The following is a 16165-nucleotide window of genomic DNA, read 5'->3' on the forward strand; positions in this document are numbered from 1 at the left end:
TCGTCCCCGTGCCAACCACGGGGACGACGCATCGAACTCAAGCGTGGTCAGAACTCGACTCGTCGACCGGCTTTGGCCATGCCAGTTCCAGGCGCGTCCTGCTCGCTGAACTGAGCTTGCGAAGGCCGATCTCACGAGCCATTGCGGTAAGACCGGACTCCTTGTCATGTCCCGCCCGGAACATTTCTATCGCGAGCGCTTTCAGCTCCGTCAGCGAGATCTCGTCGACGGAACGGGCGCTGCCGTCCGAAGGTCGTCGGAACAGTACAGGTTCATCGGCAACCTCGTTCTGCGGCCAAAAGAAGATGCCAACATCCTCCGCGACGCTTCGGTAATGCTGCGATGCAAGACGCGTGACGCGGTCCTGAATTTTCGATCCAGTCCTGCCCCAGCCGTGCACGCGAGCGATGCGGCGGGAGAGTACCTCATCGCGCACTGGCCCCTCGACCTTCACGACGTGGTCAATCATGCGCAACAGGGTCGGGTTGTACGCATCGTCGAAGAACACATTGTTATCGACCTCGTAACCCGCAACAGCCAGGTCGACTTCCATGAAGCGCCCGTCTGTCGCTGCCGGCTCGGAAACGGCCGCCGCATTACTCGTAAATGTTGCCGTTGCGGTAATTGACTCGTGATCCGCGGGTTCCGGTGCGGGACGCGGGACACCGGCCGGCGCTCCTTCACTGGGCTCAGCGATAGCTGCACGCGCGAGCGAGGCTGCCTCGTCCTGCGCTGCCGTGAGCTGTGCTCGCTGTGCCGACACGAGTGCCTCAAGTTGCAGATGGATTTTTTCAACCGTTCCCGGCATATCGATCCACCAGTCGGTCGACCAGATACGGACGATTTCCCAACCCAGGCCCCGGAGCACCTGCTCGCGAAGTTTGTCCCGGTCACGCGCCGTGGCTGAACGATGGTAAGTCGCGCCGTCGCATTCGATGCCGGCCAGATAGCGCCCCGGCGCGTCGGGGTCAACGACGCCGAGGTCGATCCGGAATGCCGAGACGCCCACCTGAGGATGCAAAGTCCAGCCCTTTTCGGTAAGCGCTCTCGACACGGATTTCTCGAATGGGCTTTCGAAGTCACCGATGCTTCCGGACACGGCTTCTCCGAGTGCGCGAGCGCCCCGGTCAGCAAACTCCAGGAAGTGCTTCAGGTCACGCACACCCAGCGCTTGCGTTCTCGCCAGATCCATCTGTTCCGGCCGGAAGCTGCAGAACACACGAAGTTCCTGCCGGGCGCGCGTAATCGCGACGTTCAGGCGACGCTCGCCGCCCTGCTGGTTCATCGGGCCGAAGTTCATCGGCATCGTGCCATCGACACCCGGTCCGTACGTAATGGAGAAGTACATGATGTCGCGTTCGTCACCTTGCACACTCTCGAGATTCTTCACGAACACAGGTTCGAGCTGGGTCTCCAGGAAGAACGGTTCAATCGATGGGTCTTTGCGACGCTCCTCGTCCAACAGATCTTCAATGAGTGACTGCTGCTCGGAGTTGAACGTAACGACGCCAATCGTCAGACCGCTATCTTTGAAACCGGGCGACTTCAGGCGCGCAACCAGATCCGCGACGAGCGCTTTCGCCTCGGGCTTGTTGCTCCGCGCGCCGCCACGTTCGTACTGGCCGTCCGCAACGTGTTTGAAACTCACAGCGCGGTCGTTGGTGACGGGACTGGGGAACGTGACCAGATCCCCGTCGTAGTAGCGGTGATTCGAAAATGCAATCAGGCTTTCGTGCCGGCTGCGATAGTGCCAGGACAATTTCATTGTCGGCAGGTTGGCACCGATGCACTCTTCCAGAATGCTTTCGAGTTCCGTTTCGACATCGATGTCGTCGATATCCGATTCCGCGCGGTCGAAGAAACTCGTCGGCGGCAACTGCTTCGGGTCGCCCACCATGATGACCTGTTTCGCGCGAGCCATCGCCCCAATCGCATCCCATACCGGAATCTGCGACGCCTCATCGAAGATGACCACGTCGAAATTCGCGGTCTCCGCGGGAAGGTACTGCGCAATTGAGAGCGGGCTCATCAGCAGACATGGCGTGAGCCGCATCACCGCGCCCGACGCCTGCGACATCAGCTCTCTGAGCGGCAAATGACGCGTTTTCTTCTGCATCTCGAAACGCAGCAAGCCCCATTCGGAGCCACGCGCGACGCGATCGGGCGACGGATGTTCCGCCGACAACTGGGAGCGCACCCACGCTTGAGTCAGGCGAATAAAGCGCTCGTCGAGCTCGCGGAAATCCCTGATGCGCTTTTCGTGTTCAGCCGAAACGAACGTGCGCAGTACTTCGTCGGTATCGACGACTGCATTCAACCACCAGCGGCAGTAGTCGGTCTCGAACGTCTCCTTGACCCTGCCAACCCTGATCGCTCCTTGCTCAAGCCCCTGAACCACGGGTGCGAGGCCCAGATCGAGCGCCTGTGCCCGGGATTTACGCCACGCACACCACGCGTTTAGCCGGTTCGACGTATTGAGGACGGCATTTGCACGCTCGACCAACTCGACCGGCAGTAGCGCACCTAGCGTGGCATTGTCCGACGCCTCAAGCCCGCTCGCCGCGATAAACCGCGCAATCGCCTCGTCGAGTCCCTGCAATGCCTGCGCATACAGACGGCCCGCGCCGGCAATCGTGCCGCTCGGCTCCAGCAGAACGTTGCTGTCGCCAAGCAAAAGCCCGATCGGCGTCTTCACGGCCGCCAGTGTTTCCGGCGAATTGGCAATGATTGCCAGAGCCGCGGACAGTGCCTCGAAGAAACCGAGTGCAGGGTCGATGGCGTCAATCTTGGTCTGCAAACCAGACCAGAGGCCGTTCGTTTTGGCGGACAGGTCGTCGAATTCCTTGAGCTGAGCGTCGAGTTCGACCATCTCGCGCATTTTTTTCAGATCCTGCGCGGCAGTCGCCCCCGCCTGACCACGCTCGATGGCGCCCAACCCCTCATCGTCCCAACTACGTTCGGACGCGGACGCGGCGAGCGCGGACTGGAAGATCACATACGCCTTCGCGACAGCAAGATCGGTTTGATAAGCAGCCCAGACGCCATCCGTTTCCGCCCCAAGCGACGAAAGCCGGCTGAGCACCTGGTCAATCTGGCGTAGCTCCCGCATGCGAAGCAGGTCGTCTCGCGCAGCATCGCCACACTGACCACGACCGACCGGGTCCAAACCGACGTCTTCCCACGCAGCCCTCACCCGAGCCTGTTCCAGCGCATTTTGAAAGCCGAGCGACGCGCGTGCGACGTCCAGATCTGTCTTCAGCCCCGCCCACGCATTCGAAGTGGGCAATGACAGATCATCGAGCGTCTTGAGTTCAGTCAACAGTCCGTCGATCCTGGCAAGCCGGTCAATATCGCCGGCGATGTCGGGTTCGCCCCCGCCAGATGCCAACTCGTTGAGCTTTTTGGCAAGGCTGCGCCGACGCAGCATGCTCATCGGCCAGGACGAAGCCTCGAGTTCCCGGCACTCCTGCTGCAACTGCTGGACGGTTGTCGAAGGGATGCCCTCTCGATATTGAAGCGTTAGCTGACCGAGCAGATCCTGGCGCTGCCGCAGAAGCTCGATGCCCGAGGCCAGCCGCGCGCGCAGCGTCTCATTCCACGGCTGTCCCAGCTGCGACTGCAGTTCGTGATAGCGGGTGAGCTGCGCGATGCCAACGCGAAGGTCCTCCTGCACCTGGTGGCCGCGCGGCGTGGATAGCGAAGCGTGGACGCCGCGCCGGCGCTCCACCTTGGGTTTGGCCAGACGCAAACCTTCTGCGATGGTCTTGGCATCGGGACGCAAGACGAAACGCCAGTCGTGACCAGACGCCGCGGGCAGCGTCGCGGCAAGGAGCCTGAGCCCGTCCCGGACTCTTGAATCAAGTGCAAGCGTGGGCAGACCTATCGCCGCGATAAGCGCCTGGGCTGCCGACTCGAACCCGCTCACTACCGCGCCCATTGCACGCGCCGCCTCAAGGAGCTCCGCTTGCCAAAGCGGTGACCATTCGGTCTGAGCGATGTGTGCGAGAGGATTCGATGTGAGCTGCCCCTCGCCCATGACTTTGGCATGCACGTCGAGCAGGTCGGCTGTCTCGCGCAGTTGACGCATTGCGATCGAATCGTGCTGTCGTGCAGTAGGCCACGCGAGTTGCAACACCGGGAGGTCGCTCCCTGCGACCACCTTGCCGATCGCCTCGTACACGCTCAGGCCGTTGGGGTATCGAACGTGCAGGCGTTCGACATAGCCGTTAAGTTGAGAGCGGATTGCCTCGAGGCGAGCGGCCTGCGCGTGCCATTCGTCCGGCGCCATTGCCGTCGACGCGTCCCACGATGCACGGAGCTGTTGAAGGACTTCCGTCTTGCGAGCCTTGCTTGAATGCAACTCGAGGCAGAAGTTGCCGAGCCCCACGTCCGCAAGGCGCCGGTACACGACATCCAGCGCCGCCATCTTTTCCGACACGAAAAGCACACGCTTGCGTTCGGCCAGGCACTGCGCGATGAGGTTCGAGATGGTTTGGCTCTTGCCGGTCCCCGGCGGGCCGATCAGGACGAAATCCTTGCCTTTGCTTCCGGCGACCACGGCTGAAAGCTGCGACGAATCCGCCGGCAACGGACAGAACGTATTCTTGACCTCGAGTTCGGCATCGAGCTTCCTTGCATCGGGAAACTCGACGGTACTCTCGTAGGAATCGCGAGGCTTGTCGATGAGGTGGCGAACCACAGCGTTCTGCTTGAGCTGCTCGGTACGTTCGGTCAGGTCCTTCCACATCAGATATTTGGCGAACGAGAACGTCGAGAGGACAACCTCCTCGACGACTTCCCAACCTTTGATGTCCTTGATCGCGCTGGACACGGTGTTCCAGATTCCGGCGACATCGAGACCCGACTCGTCTTTCGGCAGCTCCGTGTCCTGTACGCCCAGCTCGAGCTCGAAGTCCTGACGCAGCATCTCGATTAGCGTCGGATTGAATCGAGGCTCGTCGTCGTGAAGTTTCAGGCTGAACCCGGACCGCGCGCTACGGCGTTCAAGCGAGACAGGCACCAGGATGAGCGGCGCCCGATACTTTTTGTCGTCTTTCGATTCGCGCGTCCACGAAAGGAAACCGAGCGCAAGGAACAACGTATTGGAGCCGCCCTCCTGTAGCGAAGTCCGCGACGACCGGAACAGTTCGACGAGCCGCGTATCCATCTCGTCTTCCGACAGACCGACGAAAACCTCTTTTCGCTTCAGCGCATCCAGCGCATGAGCGCGGCGGATATTCTCGCGCTCGCGACTCTCATGGATTGCCTGATTGCGCGGGTCGTTGCCGTCCATCAGGTCCGGACGGGTCAGCAGCTTGACCGCATGACCTTCGGCGAGAATGTCCTCGAGCTGGCCGGGGTCGGGTGCATCCAGTTTCAGAGACTTCTTGCCACCCTTGAAGCTGAGCAGATTGTTGCGCAACGACAGATCTAACAGTTTGCGCTGCCAGCGTGTAAGCCGATCCTCCGGACGCTCGACTGGCCGTTCCGCTTCATTGTGGTCCAGTTCCTCCGGCAGGTCCGGAGCGACTTCGAACGCGGATTCGTTGTTGACAGATTCGGTCCCGACGCTGCCAAGCGCGATTGCCTGCTCGCTCGCGAGGGGCTTGATTCGCTGAAGGCGCGAACGACGGATGTCCACTGCCAGCAGAAAGGCCTTATCCCCTTCTTCCGAGATTTGCTCCTCGCCATTGGCGATGGCAAAACTGAATGCGGGACACGGCCGCTGAGTGAGCAGCGTCGACTCGAGCAGCACCATCTCTTTCAATTTCACACGTTTGCGCAGGGCGGTGACGTCATCGACGACCGACGTCGAAAATTCCTCAGGTTTCAACCAGACACCCGGAAACGCATGCCCTTCTGTAAACACCAGCAACGGATTGAGGCCGGCCTGCTCCATTGCCGCGCATACGAAGAGCGCAAGGTCCAGACAGGTCCCGAGTCCCGAATCGGCAATCTGCCCCGGACTGCGAACCTTCTGGCCAGACAGTTCGAAGCTCGCGGGCGGTAGCGCGTAGTCGATGCCCATCGAGCCAATCGCGCTCCAGATCGCGGAGGCAAGCTCCCACGCCCGACGCGAGCCTTCCTGATAGCCGTTGATGGCCCCGGATTTGCCCGCCTTGTGAAGTACTTCGGCGGCCTTCTTCAGAACGCGCTCAATCGATGGCTCGTTCGGCTGCACAAACGCCGCGACCATGTCCGGCACCGCGGCCAGACCTCCCCACTGGTTCCTCGGCAACAACTCGATGGTCGACTCGAAAGAAGCAAGTTCCGTCGGCGTCTTGAGCCCGGCAGTGAGCCTGAAAGTGATGCCCGCTTTCTCTGCTTCGGTCAGACGGCCAAGCAGTGGTCCGTCAAGCGCAAGGTCGAGGTCCGTGATGCGTGCGTCCCTTCCGGCGCCGACGTCGTCGATGTGCCAGCTCTTTATCTTGAAAAAGGACGGTTCTGACGAGACGGTTAGTCTCAGGTCCTTGATGTCGGCGTGAGTATCATTCGTAATAGATAATTCACGAATGACCGGTATCGCGTTCTGGAAGTCGGCCAGATTAACTTTGCCGGCAAGCGTGGACTGAATTCGCACGCAACGCGGTTCCTCCGGCAGTGTTGCCGGTTCTACAATAGTTTCATCCATCTGGCCCCCAGACCTTCTATTTTGAGTGTTCTGTTAATTTCATTGTGCCGCTGCCGCTCCGCCGTCACGGGCGAACGACAGTGGGAATATTGGCTTTTCGGCGACTTGCGTTGCACGCAATCACCTAAATAAATCCGGACCGACCGGCGAAAATCCTAAGCCACGCTCCTGATCGCGGAAAATCGTATCACGCATTCGGCAAACCTTGCGCTCAAAATACAACGAAAAATCCGCGAACGTTCGGCGCTGACGCTTACGGTTAATACTTCGAGTATAGGCACCGTCGTCATGGCAACGTTTGCGCAATCTTGACCGTTCAGCAACTTAACTAAAAATATGCGATCAGCATTCTCGTATAAGGCGCAAGCACAGAATGTCCATGGAGCAGGCGTGTCAGGCCGAAGGACGCTCCTGGCCAACGCCTGGCGATGGCTCCATAAAGAATTTCGATAGTGTATTCACGCAATGTTGCGCAGCGACTTATCCGACGATACAGAACAAAACCAAATAATGTTCGGGAAACCGCGCGCTCAGGAAGCGCGATTACCGCCGCAAATTCCTGGGATTGATATTTGCACTCAGCTGGCCATGCAGCGGAAAATAAACTGAATTTAGAGGATAACCTCTTATCGGCCACTACTACGGTATCAAATCTCCGTTTTGGCGATGACACAAGACCCGCGCCGTCAGTTTTCGATACCTTTTACGTATCGAATATTTTTAAAAACGCCTATAAGAATATATAGCAATCGCGTCTCATCACGCATTTGAAGGCTAGCCAGCTTTCGAGTGACTCGCTTTACCAAGGTCGTTCGCATTTTCGAATTCGTATTGCTGAAGCTTCGAGTCGATCGAATTCCCCTCGCCCGGCCCAATATAAATCTATTTTTAATCAAATATTTAGGCCGTGCGTATGGGACGTGCTTCGGTTTTCGGCCACCACCCCATCCTGCACCCGCCCCACCCGGTTCTTGCCCAGCCGCTTCGCCGCATACAACCCCGAATCCGCCAGTTCGAACAGCTGCGCGGCATCGACCGCGCGGCAAATCTCCGCCTGCGCGACGCCGATGCTAAGCGTCACCACGCCAAGCGGGCTGCCCTGGTGGTCCAGTCCCAACGCCTCGACAGCGCCTCTGATCAACTCGGCAGTCGCAACCGCCTCCGCGTGATCGCAGTCTTCGAGCAGCACCACAAACTCCTCGCCGCCGTAACGCGCCAGCGAATCGCGGCTGCGGATCGTCGTCGCGATGCACTGGCCGACAGTCTTCAGACACTCGTCGCCGGCCTGATGCCCGTACTCGTCGTTGTAATTCTTGAAGTAGTCGACGTCGGCGAACAGGATCGCGACTGGCCGCGGCGCCGTGCCCCGCGCGGGCGCGCGCAGCAGCTCCTGCACCTTGTCGTCCAGATAACGACGGTTGTGAAGACCAGTGAGACTATCGACGAACGCGATGTCCCGCAGATGCTGTTCGTCGGCCAGCCGTTTCTGCTCGGCCACGACCAGCACGTCCACGTCGCGCATCGTGAACGCGAGCGCGGCGCGCTCTCCCGGCACGCCGGACGGCATCGCCGCGATAAAGCTGCGCACCCAGATATGCGTGCCGTCCGCGCGACGAACCCGGTACTGGAAAGACTGCTCGGCGCTCGTCGAGCCCGCGTGCACGAGCAGCCGCTGCAACTCGCCGCGGTCGTCCTGATGCGCGAGACCCAGCACCGAGGTGCCCACCAGCAGCTCCGGCTCATAACCGAGCACCGCGTTGGCGCGCGGCGACACGTACTGGAACCGGCCATCGGCGGACAGCTCCATCACCACCTCTTCCGACCGCTCGGCCAGATTACGGAAGCGCCGCTGGCCGTCCGACAGCGCGGACAGCAGCGCATTACGCTGCGTCTGCAACACGGTAATCGGCAGCACGATCGACAGCGCCGCCACCGTGAACAGTTGCAGCGCGAGAATCCGGTCCTGCATCGTCGCAAACGGCGAAAGCCATAGCGGGCCCGTGCCATGAATCGTCAGCGGCACCGCGATGCAGATGAACAGCAAAATCCCCAGCAGCACGGTCGACAACTCCGCGTGAAACGCCAGCAACGCGAGCGGCGGCAGCATCCAGTAGAGGTCGCCGTACGAGGTCTGCGAAAAGACGATCGCGGCCGCGACGCCGATCAGCGCGAGGATCAACGCGGACTTGACGCGGTTGCCCCGCTCGAGCAGCGTGCGCCACTCGCCCGAAAGAATCACGAGGGTCACCGGCGTGAAGATCAGAAAGCCGAGCGCATCCGAAATCACCCAGTTCGACAGCGACGAAAACGGGTGACTGGTGAAGATGCCTTGCAGCAGCAGTACCGCGACCATCCCCGAGAGCATCGGCGCGATCACGCAGGCGCCCACGACGAAGCGCACGAACACCTTCGGCTGCACGAGTTCTCTGGCCGACTTGACCGCCGGCAGCATCAGCGCCGCCGCGCAGATTTCGACGATGCCCGCCAGCGTGAACGAGAACGCCACGTAAAAGGACTCGTCGCCTATCAGGTTCGCGAGCAGCAGGCCGGCGAACGCGCCGGCCAGAAAGCTGGGCTTGTCGCGCCGCCTGAGCAGCATCATGTGCCCGAGCAGATAGCCGTCGGTGATCCAGATCGCGACGAGTTCGCCGGCCATCGTCTTCAGCTGGCCGCTGACGACCAGCAGCAGGAACGCCGCGACCAGTCCCACGAGCCCGAAGCGCGTGTTCCGCCACCATCCGGCGTGCGCGAACACGCGCCGCACGCTGCCGATTGCAAACGCCAGTCGAGTCTTACAGGACTTTCTGGCGAACACACCTGCGCCTACATCCCCCATCCGAGCCACCTTGCATTTTCTTTCTGATTGCGGGTCTTGCAGATGTTCGGGATAACGGCCTGGGATCGCGGAACTTGAGTCCGGTTCTGAAAGAAGAGGTGGGAATGCTGGTCGAGCGGCGTGCGGCAGCGCGGTTAGCGCGGATCCTTGCGGGTGTTCGTCGACGCGTTGCCGCTGCGGGCCGCGCTCTTTCTGCGGCGCGCAAAGGCCGTCCCGAAGACGGCGACCGCCAGTGCGAGCATCAGGCCCACGCTCATGCCGGTCGTGCGGCGGGAATCATCGGCGGCGGATGGCGCGGACGCGGCGGACGCCGCGAGCGGCGCCGACGCGTCCTGCACGACCGGTTGCGGCAGCGCGACGCCGGCCGCGCTGCCCTGCCGGACCAGCGACGCTTCCGACGTCGGCACGGCCACCGCCGCGGCCGGCTCGGACGCCGCGATCTGCGGCGGCGCATCCGGATTGGGACCGACCGGCGCGAGCGCGGTGCCCGACGCGGCAGCCACCGGGGGGATCGCCTGCGCAACGCCTTCGAGCGAGCCGGCAATCGACTTCCATTGCGCGAACACGCCATCCACGCAGTGCACGTCGACGCACGCGTTGCGCGCCTGCCGCCACGCCGCCAACTGCGCGGGCGCCAGCCGTCCGCTGCTCACGAGCGCCTGTTGCTGCGCAAAAATGTCGTCGTACTGATTGTTCAGAATCGCGTGGTCGCAGATGACACGCTCGGCGGGCTGGCGCGTGGTCGCGCACTGAATGTCGTTCGCCCATGCATCGCCGGACGCCCATGCTGCCGTTGCGAGCAGAAAGACCCCGGCAATTCGTGCTGGATGCACTCGTCCTCCTAAAAGATGATTTGAGTGATCCGCGAGCGGCCGTCACCGGCTATCGAACTCGCGGACCTTGAGCATTTGCGTAGCATCGATCGTGCCCGCTCATACGATCACAGCAGCGCCACCACCCTCACATCGCCCTGCTCGGCCGACGCGACCACCTTGTCGCCGATCCGCCGGAATGTAATGGACACCGACGCATCGCCGACCCGCAGATCGCTGATCTCGAGCCAGTCGATACCTTCGGGCAGCATCGGCTGCTCGATCAGCACCTCGCGCCGCTCCGCATCGATCATGATGCCCAGACACGCTTCGAGCATCATGAACGGCGAGCCGGCCGCCCACGCCTGCGGCAGACACGCGACCGGATACGCGGTCGGCGGTTCGCCGCGCCGCCGCGGGAAGCCGCAGAACAGCTCGGGCAGCCGCATGTCGAAATTGACCGCGGCCTGAAACAGCGCCTGCAACAGCCGCACCGCCGACGCCTTGCCGCCGTAGCGCGACAGCCCGCGCGCGCACAGCGCGTTGTCGTGCGGCCAGACCGAACCGTTGTGATAGGCCATCGGATTGAAGCGCGCCTGGCTCGCGGCCAGCGTACGCACGCCCCAGCCGGTGTGGAACAGCGTCGAGTCGAGCGCGCGCACCACCGCTTCGCCGCGCTCGCGGGTCGGCAGTCCAAAGGCCAGCAGATGGCCCGCGTTCGAGGCCATCACGCGACACAGTTCGCCGTGCCCGTCGAGCGCGATCCCGTAGAAGCCGGCCTCTTCCATCCAGTACTTCTCTTCGACGCAGCGGCGGATTTTCTTCGCGCGCTCGCCGTATTGCGCGGCGGCGTCGCGCAAGCCTCGCAGTCGCGCGAAATGCGCCATCGTGTCGAACGCCGCGCTCGCATACGCCTGCACTTCGACGAGCGCGATCGGGCCATCGGGGAAACGGCCGTCGGCGTGGAACACCGAGTCGTGACTATCTTTCCAGCCCTGGTTCGCGAGACCGCCGTCCGACTCGCGCTGATAGTCGAGCAGGCCGTAGCGGTTCTTGTCGCACACGCCGGCGACCCATTGCGCGGCGCGTTCGAGCGCCGGCCACAGTTCGTCGATCAGCGCGATGTCGCCGGTGCGATTCACGTACGCGCCGGCCAGCACGATGAAGAGCGGCGTCGTGTCGACCCCGCCGTAATACAGCGCGAACGGCACTTCGCCGGCCGCCGCCATTTCGCCCTTGCGCATCTCGTGCATGATCTTGCCGGGCGCGGCGTCGCGGAACGGCGAATTCTCGCGCGCCTGATGGTCGGCCAGAAAACGCAGCACGCCGGCCGCCAGATGCGGTTGCAGCCACAGCGTCTGCAGCGACGTGATCACCGCATCGCGGCCGAACGGCGTCGAGAACCACGGGATGCCGGCGTACGGATACGGGCCGGTCGCGAGGTCGGTGGTCAGCAGGCTCAGGTCCGCGAACGAGCGGTCGATCCATGCGTTGAACAGCGGATTGCTGGTGCGCATCCGCGCGCTCGCGCGGCGCCGCTCGCGCATCACGAGGTGCGCATCGACGAGCGCGGCTCGCACCGCGGTGCGGCCGACACGCGGACGCTCCGCGTCGATCTGCGACAGATGCGCTTCGCTCATCGCATGCACCGGCTGCGAGACGTCGGCACCGGGTTTGCCGGCCATCGGCACCACGTGCACCGCGACCGACAGATAGATCGACACGCATGCCTGCGCCGGCAGCTTGACCGTGTAATCGGCGCGGTCGGCGAACAGCTTGTCCGGCTGCGGCGAGAACGCGATCTGCACGTTGCGCGCGACATCGTCGAGGCCGAGATAGCCGAGCAGCACTTCCTGATTTTCGATCCGCGCCGGTTCGACGCGGCCCTGCTTGTCGCGCTTCAGACCGCGCACTTCGAACATGTCGCGGAAGTCGCTGGCAAACGAAATGGACAGCGGCACGGTGGCGTCGCTGGTGCCATAGTTGGTTAGCTCGATCGCCTCGTTCAGTACGGTGCCCGACAGCACCCGCACGCGCTCGACGTGGATCACGCCTTCGGGCGTGCTGCTGCCGCCGAGCGGCGGCAACGGCCGGTTGGTCAGATGCGCGGTAAACGACGTGTTGTCGCTGCTGACACTGCCCGACAGCAGCGACGGCGCGCGGCCGCCGAAGGTCAGACGCAGTTGCGACAGCACGCGGGTATCGTTGACGAACAGGCCGTCGTCGTGACCGGTGATATCGCCGAGGGGATCGTTGACGATGAACGTGTCGCCCGATTTGAGCACGTGTTGTGTAGCGCTCGCGACGTTGAGATTTTCCGTCGGGATGAACACGCCGTCCTGGTCGGCTTCGCGATGATCGACGCCGCCCGAATGGCTCAGTCCGCCGAGGGCTTCTGGCTGCTGCTGTGTCAAGGTCGCTCCTATGGATTCGCTGCTGCGTTCGGTTGCACGGTCGGCTCTCGCCTCGGGCTCGCGGCCGGCTGGCGGTCGCTTCCGATTGTAGAGGCTCTGTGCGCGTGAGACGAACTTATCGCCGTGGAGTTTCGGCTTTTTTTGCGAGCGATTGTTACTGTGACACGACGGTGATTTACGGTGGCACAGGACGTGCAGGGTTTGGCGCGGTACTTCGTGGCTGGCTGTGGAGGGGTCGAGCTTTGTTGCCGCCGGCCGGAAGAAGTACCGCGTGAACAGCGCGGAGAGACGACACTCACGGCCGCGAAGCGGCCGTGAGTTGAAACACGCTAACGCATTGACGCGTTAGTGCTTTAACGCTTTAACGCTTGGCGAGCGGCTTCGCTTCGCGCGCCGTTTCGCCGATGAACAGCTGACGCGGACGGCCAATCTTCTGTTCGGGATCAGCGATCATTTCGTTCCACTGCGCAATCCAGCCGACCGTACGTGCCATCGCGAAGATACACGTGAACATCGCGGTCGGAATGCCCAGTGCGCGCTGCACGATACCCGAGTAGAAGTCGACGTTCGGGTACAGCTTGCGCGACACGAAGTACTCGTCTTCTAGCGCGATCTTTTCGAGTGCCATTGCGAGCTTGAACAGCGGGTCGTCGTGCAGACCCAGCTCTTCGAGTACTTCGTGGCAGGTTTCGCGCATCAGCTTCGCACGCGGGTCGTAGTTCTTGTACACGCGATGACCGAAGCCCATCAGCTTCACGCCCGAGTTCTTGTCCTTCACCTGCTTGATGAACTCAGGAATGTTGTCGACCGAGCCGATTTCTTCCAGCATGTTCAGCGCGGCTTCGTTCGCACCGCCGTGCGCCGGGCCCCACAGACATGCGATACCGGCAGCGATACACGCGAACGGATTGGCACCCGACGAACCGGCCAGACGCACGGTCGAGGTCGACGCGTTCTGCTCGTGGTCCGCGTGCAGGATGAGAATACGGTCGAGCGCGCGCACCAGCACGTCGTTGACCTTGTACTCTTCGGCCGGGTTCGAGAACATCATGTGCATGAAGTTCGCGCTGTACGACAGGTCGTTCTTCGGATACACGAACGGCTGGCCGACCGTGTACTTGTACGCCATCGCAACGAGTGTCGGCAGCTTGGCGATCATCCGCACTGCGGACACGTCGCGATGCTGCTGGTTCGTGATGTCGAGCGAGTCGTGATAGAACGCCGACAATGCGCCGACCGCGGCGACCAGAATCGCCATCGGATGCGCGTCGCGGCGAAAGCCCCGGAAGAAGAAGTGCATCTGCTCGTGCACCATCGTGTGCTGCGTGACCGTGTGTTCGAACTCGGCCTTTTGCTGCGCGTTCGGCAGCTCGCCCTTTAGCAGCAGATAGCAGGTCTCGAGGAAGTCGGCGTTCTGCGCGAGGTTGTCGATCGGATAACCGCGGTACAGCAGTTCGCCCTTGTCGCCGTCGATATACGTGATTTCCGAGTTGCACGACGCCGTCGACATGAAGCCCGGGTCGTACGTGAATTTGCCGGTCTGGCCGTAAAGCTTGCGAATGTCGATGACGTCGGGGCCCAGCGTGCCCTGATAGATCGGCAGATCGATGGTCTGGTCGCTGTCGGAGAAGCTCAGCGTGGCATGTGACTTCGAGTTCATCTACATCTTCCTTTTGCTTGGTACCGCACCTGTGCCGGCAGGCACGCGGCTCGTACCGCGAGGCGCGCTAGCGGCGCGCTCGAGCGGGTACGGCATGCGCCGGCTCCGCTGCGCATTCTACGGCGCGACGTGTGCCTGATTGGATCGATTGATTGCAACAATCCATCTCGACGTGCGCAACATTCGTTGCAATCCTGTTGTCATTCGCGCGTTTGCCGGGCATTTACGCGGCGTTTCAGCGATTTATCCAACCCGTGCGCCGCCCTCTTCTGCGCGTTGAAAGTCGCCTGAAAGCGGGGACAGTTGCCGCAACAATGTTTTGCGATCAGCACACTGAGCCAGCCGCTATGCATCTGCGATACTGGTTCCGTGCATCGATGCTTGTGGCCCGCTTCCCGAAGCGGGCCTTTTTGATCAAACAGAACAACAGGAACGACACAAATGAATGCCTCTCTCGAAACGCTGTTTCCGGATCATCTTCACAGCGAAGACACTACCGTTACCGCGCTCAACCATCAGGACATCGTGGTCGCGTTGTCGGCGGCGCTGAAGACGCAGGACGTCGCGGTGCTGCACATGCTGTATCCGCGTACCGACGCGCGCACGCATCGCAGTCTCGATACGCTCGTGGACGTGTTGCACGGACATGGGCTGCATGAAGTCGCGGATCTGATCGCGCAGGAAGCGCACTATCTGCTGTTCAAGGATCCGGTGAAGGCATGGAAGGTTTTCCATGAGATCCGCAACGACTCGCTCGCGATCGGCGTGCATCTGTACTATCACGGACTCGTCGGCGAAGCGGCCGAGCGTGCGCTCGACGCGGACGCGCATCGCAAGGCCTGAAGCTACGGCTTTAACGCGCGTTCGTCGCCTGAATGAATTCGTCCACGTAGCGATTGAACGCCGACGGATGCGCGAGGTTCATCCCGTGCGACGCGCCGCGTACCGTTTCGCGGCGCGCATCCGGCAGCCACGACTGCAACGCGGTCACCGTGCGCCGGAACATGTCGGGGCTTTTCTCGCCGTCGATCAACAGCACCGGGCAACGTAAAGCGGCCGCGTCCTCCGGGACGTAGGCCGGCAACGGATCGCGGAGTTGCCGCGCCAGCGTGTGCGCGTTGTCGGTCGCCATGCGCCGGAAACCCGGCGTGCTCATCGCCCAGAAACCGGGGCGGCTCACCGAATCGACGAATAGCTGCAACCCTTCCTCCACCTCGCCGGCTTCGATCAGCTGCGCCGCTTTCGCGCGCAACGTGTTGACCGTTTCCGGCACACTCGCGGGCGCACGTCCGGCGCTCCGCACCGGGCCGCCCGGGTCGGCCAGCGTCAACGTGCGAACACGTTCCGGATGACGTCGCGCGCAATGGTAGGCGACGCATCCGCCGCGCGAATGGCCGACCACGTGCGCGGGGCCCGCGCCGAAACGCTCGATGAATTCCGCAACCTCGTCCGCGTGTCCGCTCCAGCTGAACGGCAGATCGGGCGCGCTGCCGGTGACCGGCCAGTAGTGCGTGAGACTCACCGCGACGCAGCGATAACGCTTCGACAAGCCGGCCAGTTGCGGCTGCCAGTAGCGGTAGTCGCACAGCGAGCCGTGGACGAACAGCAGCAGTTCGCCGTCGCCCGCCTCGACGTAAGGCATGCGCAGGCCACTGTGCAATTCGATGGATAACGGCGAGGCCGGCGTGGGCGGAGTGGAAACGGATTGATTCACGGGACGCGTGGTTCACGGACAACGCGGCCACCGCACGCGGATGCGCGCGGCGCCGGCGGAATGACAGGGGGAAACCGGCGCCGCAGCCGCGCGGCCCC

General features: G+C 62.4%; 7 protein-coding genes. 1 reads left to right on the forward strand and 6 read right to left on the reverse strand.

Annotated elements, in window-relative coordinates; all coding sequences use genetic code 11:
• Window positions 1-37: 37 nt before the first annotated feature.
• The 5 genes from BTH42_RS27920 to gltA form a co-directional block, all read right to left on the reverse strand.
• The gene (locus BTH42_RS27920; RefSeq protein WP_075304413.1) at window positions 38-6631 is read right to left on the reverse strand and encodes a DUF3320 domain-containing protein; all 6594 of its coding nucleotides are present in this window, start codon (window positions 6629-6631) and stop codon (window positions 38-40) included.
• Between the two features lie 892 nt (window positions 6632-7523).
• Window positions 7524-9467, reverse strand: coding sequence for a sensor domain-containing diguanylate cyclase (locus BTH42_RS27925; protein ID WP_075304414.1), 1944 nt, complete (start codon window positions 9465-9467; stop codon window positions 7524-7526).
• Window positions 9468-9601: 134 nt separating this feature from the next.
• Window positions 9602-10300 carry a hypothetical protein gene (locus BTH42_RS27930; RefSeq protein WP_075304415.1) on the reverse strand — a complete coding sequence of 233 codons (699 nt, stop codon included), beginning with the start codon at window positions 10298-10300 and terminating at the stop codon, window positions 9602-9604.
• 107 nt (window positions 10301-10407) lie between these two features.
• Window positions 10408-12693, reverse strand: a complete 2286-nt coding sequence (locus BTH42_RS27935) for an amylo-alpha-1,6-glucosidase (protein ID WP_075304416.1) — start codon at window positions 12691-12693, stop codon at window positions 10408-10410.
• A gap of 361 nt (window positions 12694-13054) precedes the next feature.
• Window positions 13055-14353, reverse strand: coding sequence for a citrate synthase (gene gltA / locus BTH42_RS27940; RefSeq protein ID WP_075304417.1), 1299 nt, complete (start codon window positions 14351-14353; stop codon window positions 13055-13057).
• Window positions 14354-14794: 441 nt separating this feature from the next.
• Between gltA and BTH42_RS27945 the strand changes: the two genes are divergently transcribed.
• Window positions 14795-15196, forward strand: coding sequence for a hypothetical protein (locus BTH42_RS27945; RefSeq protein ID WP_075304418.1), 402 nt, complete (start codon window positions 14795-14797; stop codon window positions 15194-15196).
• Between the two features lie 10 nt (window positions 15197-15206).
• Here BTH42_RS27945 and BTH42_RS27950 read toward each other — a convergent pair whose 3' ends face one another.
• On the reverse strand, window positions 15207-15995 hold the full coding sequence (locus tag BTH42_RS27950) for an alpha/beta fold hydrolase (protein ID WP_075304419.1): 789 nt from the start codon (window positions 15993-15995) through the stop codon (window positions 15207-15209).
• Between the last annotated feature and the right edge of the window lie 170 nt (window positions 15996-16165).

The sequence above is a fragment of the Burkholderia sp. SRS-W-2-2016 genome, from assembly GCF_001931485.1.
Classification (GTDB): Bacteria; Pseudomonadota; Gammaproteobacteria; order Burkholderiales; family Burkholderiaceae; genus Paraburkholderia.